Source organism: Kosakonia sp. YIM B13571 (assembly GCF_042788095.1).
Classification (GTDB): Bacteria; Pseudomonadota; Gammaproteobacteria; order Enterobacterales; family Enterobacteriaceae; genus Kosakonia; species Kosakonia quasisacchari.
The window spans coordinates 126,742-143,238 of sequence record NZ_JBHZPL010000011.1; the positions used below are offsets into that span (position 1 = coordinate 126,742).

The following is a 16,497-nucleotide window of genomic DNA, read 5'->3' on the forward strand; positions in this document are numbered from 1 at the left end:
CCCTTTGGTTGCTGGCGAAGGGACAACCTTAACTGGCAGGATCAAAAAAGGCCACAACCAGTGTGGCCTTTTGCGAGAACAGATAAATTAGCCGGTATTACGCATACCCGCCGCCACCCCGGCGATCGTGACCATCAGCGCTTGCTCAACGCGGTGATCCGGCTCTTTGCCTTCTTCTTCCGAGAGGCGCGAGCGGTGCAGCAACTCGGCCTGCAACACGTTCAGCGGGTCGGTATAGATATTACGCAGCTGGATAGATTCGGCGATCCACGGCAGATCTGCCATTAAGTGCGAATCGTTGGCGATGGCCAGCACCACGTTGATATCCGCTTCCAGCAGCTTGCGCAGTTCGCTACCCAGCGCCCACAACTCAGGTTTCACCAGGCGCTGATCGTAATATTCCGCCAGCCACAGGTCGGCTTTGGAGAACACCATTTCCAGCATGCCAAGGCGGGTGGAGAAGAATGGCCAGTCGCGGCACATGGCTTCCAGCTCGCTCTGTTTGCCATCTTCCACCACTTTCTGCAATGCCGCACCCGCGCCCAGCCAGGCTGGCAGCATCAGGCGGTTTTGCGTCCAGGCGAAGATCCACGGGATCGCGCGCAGCGATTCAACACCGCCGGTCGGGCGACGCTTCGCCGGACGAGAACCCAGCGGCAGTTTGCCCAGTTCCTGCTCCGGCGTGGCGGAACGGAAGTACGGTACGAAATCTTTGTTTTCACGCACATAGCCACGGTACATATCGCAGGAGATATCCGACAGCTCGTCCATAATATGGCGCCATTCGGTTTTGGGCTCCGGCGGCGGCAGCAGGTTGGCTTCCATGATGGCGCTGGTATAGAGCGACAAGCTGCTGATGGTGACTTCCGGCAGACCGTATTTGAAGCGAATCATTTCGCCCTGTTCGGTAACGCGTAAGCCGCCTTTCAGGCTGCCTGGCGGTTGCGAGAGCAGCGCGGCGTGGGCCGGTGCGCCACCACGGCCAATAGAGCCGCCGCGACCGTGGAACAGGGTCAGCTCAATACCGGCTTTCTCGCAGGTTTTGATTAACGCATCCTGCGCCTGATATTGCGCCCAGGAGGCTGCCATCACACCCGCGTCTTTCGCCGAGTCGGAGTAGCCAATCATGACCATCTGTTTGCCCTGAATAAAGCCGCGATACCAGTCGATATTCAGTAACTGGGTCATTACATCATCGGCGTTATTCAGGTCATCAAGGGTTTCAAACAGTGGTGCGACCGGCAGAGCAAAGCCGATACCGGCTTCTTTCAGTAGCAGGTGAACCGCCAGTACATCGGACGGCGTCTTCGCCATTGAGATCACATACGCGGCGATGGATCCACGCGGCGCTTCGGCGATCACCCGGCAGGTGTCCAGCACTTCGCGCGTCTCTTCGCTTGGTTCCCACTGGCGCGGCAACAGCGGACGTTTGGAATTCAGTTCACGGATCAGGAATGCCTGTTTATCGGCTTCAGACCAGCTTTCATAGTCGCCAATGCCCAGGTAACGCGTCAGTTCGCCCAGCGCTTCTGTATGGCGGGTGCTCTCCTGGCGAATGTCGATACGCACCAGCGGCACGCCGAAACTCTTCACGCGGCGTAATGTATCGAGCAGCTCGCCGTTGGCGATAATGCCCATGCCGCAGGCCTGCAACGATTTATAACAGGCGTAGAGCGGTTCCCACAGCTGCTCATTTTGCGTCAGCAGCCCGGCAGGTTTCGGTAATTTCTGGCCTTTCAGGCGTGCTTCCAGCCAGGCCTGGGTTGCCATCAGATCGCCGCGCAGCTTCTTCATCAGGTAGCGATACGGTTCGCGCGCGCCTTCCGCGCCCGCCAGTTCGCGCAGCTCGTCGGTACACTCCACCATCGACAGTTCGGAAATCAGCAACTGAACATCTTTCAGGAACAGATCGGTTGCTTTCCAGCGGCTGAGCAGCAGGACATGGCGGGTGATATCGGCGGTAACGTTCGGGTTGCCGTCACGGTCGCCGCCCATCCACGAGGTAAAGCGCACCGGAACAAAATCCACTGGCAGTTTGTAATTGAGGTTCTCTTCCAGCTGTTCGTTCAGCTCGCGCAGATAGTTTGGCACGCCTTCCCACAGGCTGTTTTCCACTACCGCAAAGCCCCATTTGGCTTCATCTACCGGGCTTGGGCGGTTTCTGCGGATTTCGTCGGTATGCCAGGACTGGGCGATCAACTGGCGCAGTCGGCGCATCAGCTGGTGGCGTTCATAATCGGCAATATCGCTGTTATCCAACTGCTTTAAGCAGTTATTCACTTCCACCATTTTGTGGATCAGCGTACGGCGAGTGATTTCGGTCGGGTGCGCAGTCAGCACCAGCTCTAGCGACAGCGATTCAATCGCTTTAATAATGGTGGTTTCGTTGAGATGAGGTTGGTCTTTCAGCTTTCTGATGGTCTGGGCAATCACTTCCGGGTTGCTGGCCGCTTCACCTTTCGCTGAAATGCTATGGTATTGCTCAGCGGTGTTAGCAAGGTTCAGAAACTGGCTAAACGCGCGCGCTACCGGCAGCAGTTCGTCATTGGACAGATTCTGCAAGGTGGTGAGCAGCTCCTGACGGTTGGCTTCATTACCGGCGCGAGAAGATTTGGACAGCTTACGGATTGTTTCTACCCGGTCGAGAATGTTCTCGCCCAGTGCATCCTTGATGGTATCTCCCAGCAGTTTGCCGAGCATACTGACATTACTACGCAAAGCGGAATATTGTTCGTTCATGTTACCCCAGACACCCCATCTCATTTTATTTTGTTATACCTGTCATTGAGCAGATATAAGACACCGTCTTTTATAAAGCCACGTAAAACCCACCGCGTCAATTGTTGCGAAATCGCTTCAGCAAACGAATAAATGCCGACAATTTACGAAATTTAATTCGCATCGTGTCCAATAAGTATTGCTTATGGGATCGTGACAATTGTCACGCTTTTCCGCACATAAAAACCCCCTCATACGAGGGGGTAAAAAAGCGAAAATCACGTCAGTGCCAGCAGAAATGATGAACAACCTGGGTGATAAGTTCGCGCGTGGGTTTAATAAAGCGGGTTTCCAGGTATTCATCCGGCTGGTGTGCCTGGTTGATAGACCCTGGCCCCAGCACCAGCGTCGGGCAAAGCGTCTGAATAAAAGGCGCTTCGGTGCAGTAGTTCACCACTTCGGTTTCGACGCCGAGCAGTTTTTCTACCACTTCTACCAGTTGGTGATCCGGCGGGCATTCGTATCCCGGAATCGGCGGGTGCAGTTCGGAAATGGTCAAACGACCCGGCCAGCGGGAACTTACCGGCTCCAGCGCATCATTTAACAGCCCATTGAGATCGTTAAGCGTCATGCCCGGCAGCGGGCGAATATCCATATGCAGTTCGCAACAGGCGCAGATACGGTTTGCCGCATCACCACCGTGAATATGCCCAAGGTTTAACGTGGGATATGGCACGGTGAACGCGTCATAGTGATAACGCTCTTTCAGGCTGTCGCGCAGTTGCAAAATATGGCCGATAGCATCGTGCATCAGTTCGATGGCGTTGACGCCGCGCGCCGGATCGCTGGAGTGGCCCGATTGACCAAGAATGCGAATCGCATTGGAGATATGGCCTTTATGCGCACGCACCGGTTGCAGCGAGGTCGGTTCGCCAATAATGGCGCAGTCCGGGCGCAACTGTGTGTTCTCGGAGAAATAGCGTGCACCGGCCATGCTGGTTTCTTCATCGGCGGTGGCGAGTACATACAACGGCTTGCTCAGTTTTGTCACATCGACGTCACGCAGCGCATCAAGAATAAAGGCGAAAAAGCCTTTCATGTCAGCAGTGCCCAGGCCGTAGAGTTTGTTTTCATGCTCGGTCAGCGTGAACGGGTCGCGCGTCCAGCGCCCGTCATCAAACGGCACCGTGTCGGTGTGACCGGTCAGTAACAGGCCACCCGCACCGGTTCCGGCACTGGCGAGCATATTGAATTTATTGCGGGTGCCGGGGACCGGCTGCACTTCAACCGTGAAACCGAGGTCGCCAAACCATCCTGCCAGCAAATTGATTAAAGACGCATTACTCTGATCCAGCGCTTCTTCCGTCGCGCTGATCGACGGTGTGGCTATCAGGGCGCGGTAGATCTCGATAAATGGTGGCAAATTCATTTTCATTGTTGACATACCTGAGTTCGTGATAGTATCAATATTCATGCACTAAATGTGAATAAAAATACAATAATGTTGAGCGTAAGGGAACCCATGCGGCGACTTTGCTCAGCGACGCGGGATTGATGCCGAGTCTTTCCCTGGCACACATGACGTAAGAAGGTAAACCGCCCCAATGTTGAACACATTAATTGTGGGTGCCAGCGGTTATGCTGGTGCAGAGCTAGTGACCTATGTAAATCGCCATCCTCATATGAACATAACCGCTTTGACGGTTTCTGCGCAAAGTAATGATGCAGGAAAATGTATCTCTGATTTACATCCGCAGTTGAAAGGCATTGTTGATCTCCCGTTACAGCCGATGTCCGATATTGGCGATTTCCTGGATGGCGTGGATATTGTTTTCCTTGCGACCGCCCATGAAGTCAGCCACGATCTGGCACCAACCTGCCTGGCGGCGGGATGTGTGGTGTTCGATCTCTCGGGCGCCTTCCGCGTTAACGATCCCGCGTTTTACGAAAAATTCTACGGTTTCACCCATCAGCACGCCGATCTGCTGGCACAGGCGGTGTATGGGCTGGCGGAGTGGAACCATGACAAATTGAAAGAAGCGCAGTTAATTGCCGTGCCGGGTTGCTACCCGACGGCGGCGCAACTGTCGTTAAAACCGCTGATCGACGCCGGGCTGCTGGATCTGAACCAGTGGCCGGTGATCAACGCAACCAGCGGCGTAAGCGGCGCGGGGCGCAAAGCGGCGCTTTCTAACAGTTTCTGCGAAGTGAGCCTGCAACCTTACGGCGTTTTCAACCATCGGCACCATCCGGAAATCGCCACACATCTTGGCGCGAGTGTGATTTTCACCCCGCACCTGGCGAGCTTCCCGCGTGGCATCCTCGAAACCATTACTTGCCGTTTGCAACCGGGCGTGACCCACGCGCAGGTAGCAGATGTGTTCAAGCAAGCCTACGACAGCAAACCGCTGGTACGTTTATACGACAAAGGCGTTCCGGCGTTGAAAAACGTGGTTGGCCTGCCATTCTGCGATATCGGTTTTGCGGTACAAGATGAGCACCTGATTGTCGTCGCCACGGAAGATAACCTGCTGAAAGGCGCGGCGGCGCAGGCAGTACAGTGCGCGAATATTCGTTTTGGCTATGCTGAAACCCAGTCCCTTATTTAATTGAACAGGCGTGATGATGAATCCATTAATTATTAAGCTCGGTGGCGTACTGCTGGATAGCGAGGAAGCGCTGGAGCGTTTGTTTACGGCACTGGTGCAATATCGTGAATCTCATCAGCGCCCGTTAGTGATTGTCCACGGTGGCGGCTGCGTGGTGGATGAGCTGATGAAACAGCTTAATCTGCCGGTGAAGAAGAAAAACGGCCTGCGCGTGACCCCGGCGGATCAGATTGACATCATCACCGGTGCGCTGGCCGGTACGGCCAACAAAACCCTGCTAGCGTGGGCGAAGAAACACCATATTGCCTCTGTTGGCTTGTTTCTTGGCGATGGTGACAGCGTGAAAGTGACACAGTTGGATGAAGAGCTTGGGCATGTGGGCCTGGCTCAGCCGGGTTCACCGAAACTGATTAATGCACTGCTTGATGGCGGTTTCTTACCGGTGATCAGCTCCATCGGCGTCACTGATGAAGGTGAGCTGATGAACGTGAACGCCGATCAGGCGGCAACTGCGCTGGCCGCAACGCTGGGTGCGGATCTGATCCTGCTGTCTGATGTCAGCGGTATTTTGGATGGTAAAGGCCAGCGTATTGCCGAGATGACAGCGGCGAAAGCGGAGCAATTGATTGCACAGGGCATCATCACCGATGGCATGATCGTGAAGGTAAATGCAGCGCTGGATGCGGCGCGTACGCTGGGCCGGCCGGTAGATATTGCTTCCTGGCGTCATGCCGAGCAGCTCCCCGCGCTGTTTAACGGCACGCCAATTGGCACCCGCATTCTGGCGTAACGACACAACAATTTATATAGGTCGGGCAGGCGTAGCGCCATCCGGCAAAACGAATAAAGAGAAGGAAGCAAACTATGGCACTTTGGGGCGGGCGTTTTACTCAGGCAGCGGATCAACGGTTCAAACAGTTCAACGACTCTTTGCGCTTTGACTATCGCCTGGCGGAGCAGGATATCGTTGGCTCTGTGGCCTGGTCCAAAGCGTTGGTAACCGTTGGCGTACTGACAGCGGCTGAGCAGCAGCAACTGGAAGAGGCGCTGAACAATCTGCTGGAAGAGGTTCGCGCCAACCCGCAACAGATCCTGCAAAGCGATGCGGAAGATATTCACAGCTGGGTGGAAGGTAAGCTTATTGATAAGGTTGGCCAACTGGGCAAAAAACTGCACACCGGGCGCAGCCGTAATGACCAGGTCGCTACCGATCTGAAGCTGTGGTGTAAAGACACCATCAGTGAATTGCTGCTGGCGAATCGCCAGTTGCAGAGCGCGCTGGTGGTGACGGCGGAAAATAACCAGGACGCAGTCATGCCCGGTTACACGCACCTGCAACGCGCGCAGCCGGTGACGTTCGCGCACTGGTCGCTGGCCTACGTCGAGATGCTGGCGCGGGATGAAAGCCGCTTGCAGGATACGCTGAAACGCCTGGATGTCAGTCCGCTGGGCAGCGGCGCGCTGGCGGGAACGGCTTATGAAATCGACCGTGAGCAGTTAGCCGGCTGGCTGGGTTTTGCCTCGGCAACCCGCAATAGCCTGGACAGTGTGTCCGACCGCGACCACGTGCTGGAACTGCTCTCTGACGCTTCAATCGGCATGGTGCATCTGTCGCGCTTTGCCGAAGACCTGATTTTCTTTAACTCCGGCGAAGCGGCGTTTGTTGAGCTTTCTGACCGCGTGACCTCGGGTTCTTCGCTGATGCCGCAAAAGAAAAACCCGGATGCGCTGGAGCTGATCCGCGGTAAGTGCGGCCGTGTGCAGGGCGCGCTTACCGGCATGATGATGACGCTAAAAGGTTTGCCGCTGGCGTACAACAAAGACATGCAGGAAGACAAAGAAGGGCTGTTCGACGCGCTCGACACCTGGCTTGACTGCCTGCACATGGCGGCGCTGGTGCTGGATGGTATTCAAGTGAAACGCCCGCGCTGCCAGGAAGCGGCGCAGCAGGGTTACGCCAATGCCACTGAGTTGGCGGATTACCTTGTCGCGAAAGGCGTACCGTTTCGCGAAGCACATCATATTGTTGGGGAAGCAGTGGTAGAAGCGATTCGGCAGGGCAAGCCGCTGGAAGATCTGCCGCTTGCCGATCTGCAAAAATTCAGCGATGTGATTGGCGACGATGTTTACCCGATTCTGTCCCTGCAATCCTGCCTTGATAAACGCGCGGCGAAAGGCGGTGTGTCACCGGTGCAGGTAGCGCAGGCGATTGCGGATGCGAAGGCGCGATTGGTATAAGCGCGGCGCTGTTTGCAAACAGGAGCCTGGCTTTACGCCGGGCTTTTTTATGCAAAAAAAAAAGCGGACTCTCAGGTCCGCAAAACGTTCACGTTGGCTTTAGTTGTTCAGAGAGAAGCAGAGTCAGTTGTCTCATCACGGGGTAAGTGAGGCACCGCTTCGTTTCTGGTGCCAATTATTGAACAGAATGCTTGATAGGGATAATCGTTCGTTGCTATGCTATCTATCGCCATGAACTATCGTGGCGACGGAGGATGAATAATGAATATTCGTGATCTTGAGTACCTGGTGGCGTTAGCCGAACACCGCCATTTTCGCCGTGCAGCCGATTCCTGCCACGTCAGCCAGCCCACGCTGAGTGGGCAGATCCGTAAACTGGAAGATGAACTTGGTGTGATGCTGCTGGAGCGTACCAGCCGCAAAGTGCTGTTCACCCAGGCGGGTTTGTTGCTGGTGGATCAGGCGCGCACCGTGCTGCGCGAGGTCAAAGTGCTGAAGGAAATGGCAAGCCAGCAGGGGGAAGCGATGTCCGGCCCGCTGCATATTGGTTTGATCCCAACCGTTGGACCTTACCTGCTGCCGCATATCATTCCGCTGCTGCACCAGACCTTCCCGAAACTGGAAATGTATCTGCATGAAGCGCAGACGCATCAACTGTTGGCACAGCTGGACAGTGGCAAGCTCGACTGTGCGATCCTGGCGCTGGTGAAAGAGAGCGAAGCCTTTATTGAGGTGCCGCTGTACGATGAGCCGATGATGCTGGCGATTTATGAAGATCACCCGTGGGCGAACCGTGAATGCGTGCCGATGGGCGACCTGGCGGGCGAAAAGCTGCTGATGCTGGAAGACGGGCACTGCCTGCGTGACCAGGCGATGGGTTTCTGCTTCGAAGCGGGTGCGGACGAAGATACGCATTTCCGCGCAACCAGCCTGGAAACGCTGCGCAATATGGTGGCTGCCGGGAGTGGCATCACGCTGCTGCCTGCGCTTTCCGTTCCGCGAGAGCGTAAACGCGATGGCGTGGTGTATCTGCCGTGTATCAAACCTGAGCCGAAACGCACGGTTGGGCTGGTGTATCGCCCAGGCTCGCCGCTGCGCAACCGCTATGAGCAGCTGGCAGAGGCCATCCGTGGTGCGATGGATGGCCATTTCGACACGGCGTTAAAACAGGCGGTTTAAGCCATTTAGCGCCGCTACCCGATAGGCTTCCGCCATGGTTGGGTAGTTAAAGGTGGTGTTAACGAAGTACTCAATGGTGTTACCGCCGCCTTTCTGCTCCATAATCGCCTGGCCGATATGAATAATTTCGGCCGCGCGCTCGCCAAAGCAGTGGATCCCCAAAATCTCTTTGGTTTCGCGGTGGAACAGAATCTTCAGCGTACCGACATTCATACCAACAATCTGCGCCCGCGCCAGGTGCTTAAACTGCGCGCGACCCACTTCATACGGCACTTTCATAGCGGTGAGCTGCTGTTCGGTTTTGCCCACGGAACTGATCTCCGGAATGGTATAAATCCCGGTTGGAATATCTTCAATCAGATGTGCTGTGGCTTCGCCTTTGATCATTGCTTGTGCGGCAATGCGGCCCTGATCGTAAGCCGCTGATGCCAGGCTTGGGTAACCAATCACATCACCCACTGCATAGACGTGCGGCAGTGCGGTCTGGTACATGCTGTTAACTTTCAACTGACCGCGCCCATCTGCTTCAAGGCCAATGTTCGCCAGTTGCAGGCTGTCGGTGTTACCGGTACGGCCATTGGCATAGAGCAGGCAGTCGGCTTTCAGTTTTTTGCCGGATTTCAGGTGCATAATCACCCCGTCGTCCAGCGGCTCAATACGCTCATACTCTTCGTTATGGCGGATAACGACACCGCTATTCCAGAAGTGATAAGAGAGTGAGTCCGACATCTCCTGATCAAGGAACGCCAACAGGCGATCGCGGGTGTTGATCAGATCCACTTTGACGTTCATACCACGGAAGATCGATGCGTATTCGCAACCGATCACCCCAGCTCCATAGATGATCACATGGCGGGGTTCGTGGTGCATATCAAGAATTGAGTCGCTGTCGTAGACGCGCGGATGGGCGAAATCGACATCAGCAGGGCGATAGGGGCGTGAGCCGCAGGCGATAACGAATTTTTCGGCGGTGATGGTTTCGACTGTCCCGTCGTGACACTCCAGCGCCAGTGTGTGGTCATCAATAAAATGGGCATTGCCTTCTAAGATTTCGCAACGGTTACGCTCATAAAAGCCCTGACGCATGCGCGTTTGCTGATTAATCACGCTTTCAGCATGGTTCAGGATATCGGCGAAAGAGGAGCGGAGAAGGCGAGTATGGTCACTGTAGAGCGGGTTCTGGTTGAATTCGATAATACGGCTAACGGCGTGGCGCAACGCTTTTGAGGGGATAGTGCCCCAATGCGTACAGCCGCCGCCGACATTATGGTAACGCTCAACAACCGCGACCCGTGCTCCTTGTTTAACCAGGCCCATGGCTGCGCCTTCGCCGCCGGGGCCGGAGCCTATTACTATTGCATCATAATCGTAGGAATGTGGCATGGTAAGGCTTACCTGTTCTTATACATAAAAGCAACATAAGACTAACATCAAAGCGGCGGTAACCCAATTATCGTTGTGCTCTTTTGCTACGAAAAAGAAGAAACTGCGCGTAAACAATCAGTCACAATCCAGTACAATCGAATCGGATTTATTCTCTGGTATAGTGCCAGCGGGCCCCTGGAAGGATTCAAACATCGTGATGGGTGTAAGAGCGCAACAAAAAGAGAGAACGCGGCGTTCGCTGATCGAAGCCGCATTTAGCCAACTCAGCGCGGAGCGTAGCTTCGCCAGCCTGAGCCTGCGGGAAGTCGCCCGTGAGGCGGGTATTGCGCCAACGTCTTTTTATCGTCATTTCCGGGATGTGGACGAGCTCGGGCTGACCATGGTGGATGAAAGCGGGTTAATGCTGCGCCAACTGATGCGTCAGGCGCGCCAGCGTATTGCTAAAGGCGGTAGCGTGATCCGCACGTCAGTTTCCACATTTATGGAATTTATCGGCAATAACCCCAATGCTTTTCAGCTCCTGCTGCGGGAACGTTCTGGAACGTCTGCGGCCTTCCGAGCGGCGGTGGCACGGGAGATCCAACATTTTATTGCGGAACTTGCCGACTACCTTGAACTCGAAAACCATATGCCGCGAGCGTTCACCGAAGCGCAAGCCGAAGCGATGGTGACAATTGTTTTCAACGCCGGTGCTGAAGCGCTGGATGTGGGGACGGAACAACGCAGGCAATTAGAAGAGCGACTGGTACTACAATTGCGCATGATTTCAAAAGGCGCGTATTACTGGTATCGCCGTGAACAGGAAAAACTGGCGCATCAACCGACGAGTGAAGGATGAGTAATGAAACAGTCTGGTCAAGATAAAGGTACGTTGTTGCTGGCGCTGATCGCTGGCTTATCGATTAACGGCACGTTTTCTGCCGTGTTCAGTTCTATTGTACCGTTTTCCATATTCCCGATTATTTCGCTGGTGCTAACGGTGTACTGCCTGCATCAGCGCTATCAAAACCGCACTATGCCGGTGGGGCTGCCAGGCCTTGCCGCCGCGTGTTTTATCCTCGGTGTGCTGCTTTACAGCACAGTGGTACGCGCGGAGTATCCGGATATCGGTTCTAACTTCCTGCCTGCCGTGTTGTCGGTGGTGCTGGTTTTCTGGATTGGTTTTCGTCTGCGCGGCCGCAAACACGAAGCCTCCGAGTAAGTGTTAAATGCCCTCTCGCCGGGAGGGCGTTTTCATCCTCAATGCATTGAAAGTTGAAAAGTATAAATCCCTGGGTTGTTCCCATCCAAAATAAAGCCCTGCCAGAATTCATCAATAATTTATTAATTAAAAAAATCTACGGCAAAACACATTTCATCTGATGTACTGTTTCGGCATTTTATTCCGTTGCTTGACGATCTCTTGATCCAGGCTGCAGGCTAAAATTAACTCTGGACATCCTCATGAAAAAAATAACACAACTTCTGTTAGCCACTGCCGGTTTCGTTATTTCGGTAGCCGGATTCGCGGATACCCCAAAAACGAACGGGAGCGAACATCGTATTCCGGCGGTAAAGCTCATTAATACGCAAGATAACCACTCTGCTTTTATCAAAGGTTCGGTTCCCTCGCTGGCAAAGCTCTCTTCGCAAAATCTCTATTTTAGTAATACGTTCGAAGAGTGGCAGAAAGGGGTGCATCCGGCACCGAAGAAGCAATACGTGGTGACGATGAAAGGTAAACTGAAGTTCAAGGTTAGCGATGGCTCAACCTTCATCATCGAACCCGGCACTGTTCTGATTGCGGCAGACACGGCGGGCGAAGGTCACAGCTGGGATATCGTCGACGGTAAAGAGTGGGTGCGCGTTTATATTCCGGTGGGTGATGACGACCATTTTATTGCCGATAAATAACCCTTAAAACGCATTACATTCCAGCCCTGTTTCGTTCAGGGCTGAGATTTTTATATCATGACAAAACACCCTCAGTGATATAAATATAACCTCAGAAAATTCACAAGTTGTCGCGAGATAATGTTAACGCGATCACGATCCTTAATAGTAACTTGTCTGATAAATTAATATTTGCGGGCGGCAATAATTTACATCTTACCGCTATTATTCTGTTGGCCTGGTTCACAGGCCAACCGTTAAATGGAGTCGCAGTATTTTATATGGCGTGAATAACGTTATTTGTTTTTACGCGTAAGCAGTACGCCGCACTCCATGTGGTGCGTATAGGGGAATTGATCGAACAGCGCCAGACGTGAAATATCGTGTGTCTGGCTCAACGTTTGCAGGTTTTTACACAGCGTTTCCGGGTTGCAAGAGATATACAAAATACGCGGATAAGCCTGCACCATTTTCTCGGTTTCCGCATCCAGCCCGCTGCGCGGCGGATCGACGAAAATCGTTTCGCACTGGTAGCTCGCAAGATCGATACCTTGCAGACGGTTAAATGCGCGCACGCCATTCATCGCCTGAGTAAATTCTTCGGCGGACATGCGGATAATTTGCACGTTATCGATGTGGTTAGCCGCGATATTGTATTGCGCTGCCGCCACGGATGGCTTGGCGATCTCGGTGGCCAGCACACGATCGAAATTGCGCGCCAGCGCCAGCGAGAAGTTGCCGTTGCCGCAGTACAACTCCAGCAGATCGCCAGTGGAGTGACGCGTGACATCCAGTGCCCATTCCAGCATCTGAATGTTCATAGCCGCGTTAGGCTGTGTAAAGCTGTTCTCCACCTGACGGTAGATCATCTCTCTGCCACCGACCGGCAGACGCTCGTCGACAAAATCCTGATCCAGCTCGATTTTGGTTTTGGTCGCGCGGCCAATCAATTGCACATTCAGGTTCTGCGCGCGCAGCGCGTCGCGCAACTGCATCGCTTCTGTTTGCCATTCGTCATCCAGTTTTTTGTGGTAGAGCAGAGTGACAATCGCCTGGTTGCTCATGGTGCTCAGGTAGTCAATCTGGAACAGCTTATGGCGCAGCGTTTTATTCCCGCGTATCGCCTCGATCATTACCGTCATTAATTGGTTAATCAGTTCGCTCGCCGCCGGGAAGCTGTCGACCCGGATGCGGGACTTAGTCTGCTGATCGAAAATAATGTGGTAGAGATCGTCACCGTCATGCCAGATGCGGAACTCGGCGCGCATACGGTAATGGCTGACCGGTGAGCGGAACACCTCCGGAAGCGGCGCGGAAAAAGGCGTCATCATCGATTGCAGACGCACCACTTTTTCGGCCAGCTGGGCTTCGTACTGTTCTGTCGGCAGGTGTTCGGGGGTCATCATGCTTCCTGAGTGATTAAGAATAACGCGGGGATTGTAGGCATTGCTCAGGCGATGTCCAGCCCCGGATGTGAGCTAAATAGTCCGTTAGCAGTCTGGACATCCATATGTTACCGAATGTAGCATCCCTGTTCCGGTCCTGTGAGTTAAAAGGGAATCCAGTGAGAATCTGGGGCTGACGCGCAGCGGTAAGGATCAAGGTGAGAGAGCAGACACTGCCTGTTGGGTGGGAAGTCGCTTTCTTGATGTACCTCCAAGCCCGAAGACCTGCCGGTATACGTCGCATCTGGTTGACATCATCGCGTGCTATTGATGGAACCTGCGGCATCCTTACTCTTTTGTGGATGCTTTCACAATGATTAAAAAAGCTTCGCTGCTGACGGCGCTCTCCGTCACAGCTTTTTCCGGCTGGGCGCAAGATAGCAGCTCAGACAATTTGGTGGTGACAGCAAATCGTTTTCAACAACCGGCTAAGACGGTGCTTGCACCGACTGAAGTGGTTACGCGTGAGGACATCGATCGCTGGCAGTCGCGCTCACTGGTTGATGTGCTGCGTCGCCTGCCAGGGGTTGATATCGCGCAAAACGGCGGGTTAGGTCAAACCGCCTCGGTTTATGTGCGCGGTACAGAAGCGAAACACTTGCTGCTGCTGATTGATGGCGTACCGGTTGCGCGCTCCGGGATTTCCAATGATCCCGAGCTGAATCAAATCCCGCTCTCTTTAGTACAACGCGTTGAATATATTCGCGGGCCGCGCTCTGCCGTGTATGGCTCCGGGGCGATTGGCGGCGTGGTTAACGTCATTACCATGACCGGCAATGAGAAATCGCAAATCAATGCCGGCGTTGGCTCGAAGGGCTACCAGACGTATGACGGCACGCTTCGTCAGCGCTTTGGCGACACCGTGGCGACGGCGGCGGGTTCTTATACCAGCACGCGCGGTTTTAACGTGCAGCCCGGCTCAACCTGGGATCATGACGAAGATCGCGATGGCTACCGCAACAAAACGTTCTGGGGCAGCCTGCAACACAAGTTCAACGACAACGTTGACGGCTTCTTTCGCGGCTACAACTTTAGCAACAACGTGGATTATGACCTCGGCAGCGCGCCGTTCTCAGCAGACTACAGCGCTGATGAGCGCCAGCTGTTTGTACAGGGTTGGGATACCGGGCTGAATTTCGCGCAGGGGATCTACTCGTCCCAGCTGCTGGCCAGCTACCAGAAAAGCAAAGACTACAACTACAGCAGCATTTATGGCCGTTATAACGATGGCACCACGCTGGATGATATGGAGCAGCGATACATTCAGTGGGGCAACAACGTTGATGTGGGCAAAGGTTCTGTTGGCGCGGGCGTCGACTGGAAGCAGGAGCGCCTGGTTTCATCAAATAAAACGACGCGCGATGCCTATGACCGTGAGAACACGGGCTTGTACCTGAACGGGATGCAGCAGTTTGGCGATGTCACGCTGGAAGCCTCGGGCCGTGAAGATAAAGATGATGAATTCGGCTGGCATGGCACCTGGCAGACCGCTGCAGGCTGGGAATTCGTTGAGAATTACCGTCTGACCGTTTCTTACGGCACCGGCTTCCTGGCACCTTCTTTAGGTCAGCAGTTTGGCGCGAAGCGTTTTGGTATCGCTTCTAACCCGAATCTGAAGCCGGAAGAGTCCAAACAGTGGGAAGCGGGTATTGAAGGCTTAACCGGCCCGCTGGACTGGCGTTTGTCTGCCTATCGCTATGAGATTGAAAACCTGATCACCTACAGCGATACGGCTTACTACAACATCAACTCAGCCACCATTAAAGGCCTTGAGTGGACGGGAAGCGTCGATACCGGCATTTTCTCGCATCGCGTGACGCTGCAATATATTGACCCGCGTGATGATGAAACCAATGAAGTGCTGCCGCGTCGTGCGAAGCGCCAGGCGAAATACCAGCTTGACTGGTCCGTATTCAACGTCGATATGGATCTGGCCTGGGAGTACTTCGGTAAGCGCTATGACAACCGCACGTCAACCTATAATCCTGAGCAACGTATTTTGCCAAGTTATAGTACGGTTGATTTTTCTGCCTCATATCCTGTGACCTCTCATTTAACAGTTCGTGGTAAAATCGCCAACCTGTTCGATAAAGAGTACGAGACAGCATATGGCTACCAAACTGCAGGACGGGAATACACCTTGTCTGGCAGCTACACCTTCTGACGCGCGTCCCACCGTGCTGGTGTTTGACTCCGGCGTCGGTGGGTTATCCGTTTATGATGAGATCCGGCATCTCCTGCCGGATCTGCATTACATCTACGCGTTTGACAATGTCGCTTTCCCCTATGGCGAGAAAAGCGAAGCGTTTATTGTTGAGCGTGTTGTCGAGATCGTTACCGCCGTTCAGGCCCAATACCCCCTCGCGTTGGCCGTTATCGCCTGTAATACGGCGAGTACCGTCTCGTTGCCCGCGCTGCGGGATAAGTTTTCCTTCCCTGTTGTTGGAGTGGTGCCGGCCATTAAACCCGCCGCGCGTCTAACAGCAAACGGTGTGGTAGGGCTGCTGGCAACGCGGGGTACGGTGAAGCGCCCTTATACACATGAGCTGATTTCGCGTTTCGCGAATGAGTGCCGGATTGAAATGCTGGGTTCGGCGGAGCTGGTTGTATTGGCGGAAGCGAAATTGCATGGTGAAACGGTCTCGCTGGATGAGCTGCGACATATCCTTCGCCCATGGCTGCGCATGAAAGAGCCACCGGATACGGTGGTACTGGGATGTACGCACTTTCCTTTACTGCAAGAAGAGTTGTTGCAAGTGTTGCCGGAAGGGACGCGTTTGATCGATTCAGGCGCGGCAATTGCGCGACGTACTGCCTGGTTGCTTGAACACGAAGCGCCGGATGCGAAATCTTCTGATGAGAATATTGCTTATTGCATGGCGTTAACCCCAGAGACTGCGCAATTGTTGCCCGTTTTGCAGCGCTATGGTTTCAAAAAGCTCGAAAAACTGGTGCCTTAGGGCTGTTTTGCGCAAAAAAGAGACGGTTGAAAAGTTTTTTGAAATTAGGGGTTGTCAGCGGAAATTAACTCCCTATAATGCGCCTCCACT

The 16,497-nt window shown here is 54.0% G+C and carries 13 protein-coding genes and 1 riboswitch; of the genes, 9 read left to right on the top strand and 4 right to left on the bottom strand.

What is annotated here, in order from left to right:
• Positions 1-87 precede the first annotated feature (87 nt).
• A complete protein-coding gene (gene ppc / locus ACFX4O_RS20555; RefSeq protein ID WP_380210802.1) occupies positions 88-2,739 on the bottom strand; it encodes a phosphoenolpyruvate carboxylase in 2,652 nt (883 codons plus the stop codon).
• 262 nt (positions 2,740-3,001) lie between these two features.
• A complete protein-coding gene (gene argE / locus ACFX4O_RS20560) occupies positions 3,002-4,153 on the bottom strand; it encodes an acetylornithine deacetylase (RefSeq protein WP_380210803.1) in 1,152 nt (383 codons plus the stop codon).
• A 169-nt stretch (positions 4,154-4,322) separates the two neighbouring features.
• Between argE and argC the strand changes: the two genes are divergently transcribed.
• The 4 genes from argC (at position 4,323) to oxyR (ending at position 8,744) form a co-directional block, all read left to right on the top strand.
• Positions 4,323-5,327 carry an N-acetyl-gamma-glutamyl-phosphate reductase gene (argC, locus tag ACFX4O_RS20565; protein ID WP_380210805.1) on the top strand — a complete coding sequence of 335 codons (1,005 nt, stop codon included), beginning with the start codon at positions 4,323-4,325 and terminating at the stop codon, positions 5,325-5,327.
• Between the two features lie 13 nt (positions 5,328-5,340).
• Entirely contained in the window at positions 5,341-6,117 is a 777-nt protein-coding gene (gene argB / locus ACFX4O_RS20570) for an acetylglutamate kinase (protein WP_131412850.1), read from the top strand.
• Positions 6,118-6,191: 74 nt separating this feature from the next.
• Positions 6,192-7,565, top strand: a complete 1,374-nt coding sequence (gene argH / locus ACFX4O_RS20575; protein ID WP_045512284.1) for an argininosuccinate lyase — start codon at positions 6,192-6,194, stop codon at positions 7,563-7,565.
• 261 nt (positions 7,566-7,826) lie between these two features.
• On the top strand, positions 7,827-8,744 hold the full coding sequence (gene oxyR / locus ACFX4O_RS20580; protein WP_131412846.1) for a DNA-binding transcriptional regulator OxyR: 918 nt from the start codon (positions 7,827-7,829) through the stop codon (positions 8,742-8,744).
• Here oxyR and sthA read toward each other — a convergent pair.
• Positions 8,727-10,127, bottom strand: coding sequence for a Si-specific NAD(P)(+) transhydrogenase (sthA, locus tag ACFX4O_RS20585; RefSeq protein WP_380210808.1), 1,401 nt, complete (start codon positions 10,125-10,127; stop codon positions 8,727-8,729). The two genes, oxyR and sthA, sit on opposite strands and share 18 nt — an antisense overlap.
• A gap of 196 nt (positions 10,128-10,323) precedes the next feature.
• Between sthA and fabR the strand changes: the two genes are divergently transcribed.
• The 3 genes from fabR (at position 10,324) to ACFX4O_RS20600 (ending at position 12,023) form a co-directional block, all read left to right on the top strand.
• The gene (gene fabR, locus ACFX4O_RS20590) at positions 10,324-10,968 is read left to right on the top strand and encodes an HTH-type transcriptional repressor FabR (RefSeq protein WP_380210810.1); all 645 of its coding nucleotides are present in this window, start codon (positions 10,324-10,326) and stop codon (positions 10,966-10,968) included.
• A gap of 3 nt (positions 10,969-10,971) precedes the next feature.
• Positions 10,972-11,331, top strand: a complete 360-nt coding sequence (locus tag ACFX4O_RS20595) for a YijD family membrane protein (protein WP_380210812.1) — start codon at positions 10,972-10,974, stop codon at positions 11,329-11,331.
• Between the two features lie 242 nt (positions 11,332-11,573).
• On the top strand, positions 11,574-12,023 hold the full coding sequence (locus ACFX4O_RS20600) for a hypothetical protein (RefSeq protein ID WP_380210814.1): 450 nt from the start codon (positions 11,574-11,576) through the stop codon (positions 12,021-12,023).
• 275 nt (positions 12,024-12,298) lie between these two features.
• On the opposite strand, the gene trmA is transcribed toward ACFX4O_RS20600, so the two are convergent.
• Complete coding sequence (gene trmA, locus ACFX4O_RS20605; RefSeq protein ID WP_131412953.1) at positions 12,299-13,405, bottom strand: tRNA (uridine(54)-C5)-methyltransferase TrmA; 1,107 nt, start codon at positions 13,403-13,405, stop codon at positions 12,299-12,301.
• Between the two features lie 117 nt (positions 13,406-13,522).
• Positions 13,523-13,695: riboswitch (cobalamin riboswitch) on the top strand.
• A 65-nt stretch (positions 13,696-13,760) separates the two neighbouring features.
• Between trmA and btuB the strand changes: the two genes are divergently transcribed.
• Positions 13,761-15,611 (top strand): TonB-dependent vitamin B12 receptor BtuB, encoded by a 1,851-nt coding sequence (btuB, locus tag ACFX4O_RS20610; RefSeq protein WP_380210816.1) that lies wholly within the window; start codon positions 13,761-13,763, stop codon positions 15,609-15,611.
• Complete coding sequence (gene murI / locus ACFX4O_RS20615) at positions 15,556-16,407, top strand: glutamate racemase (protein WP_131412836.1); 852 nt, start codon at positions 15,556-15,558, stop codon at positions 16,405-16,407. The genes btuB and murI overlap by 56 nt, the downstream gene beginning before the upstream one ends.
• Positions 16,408-16,497: the final 90 nt, after the last annotated feature.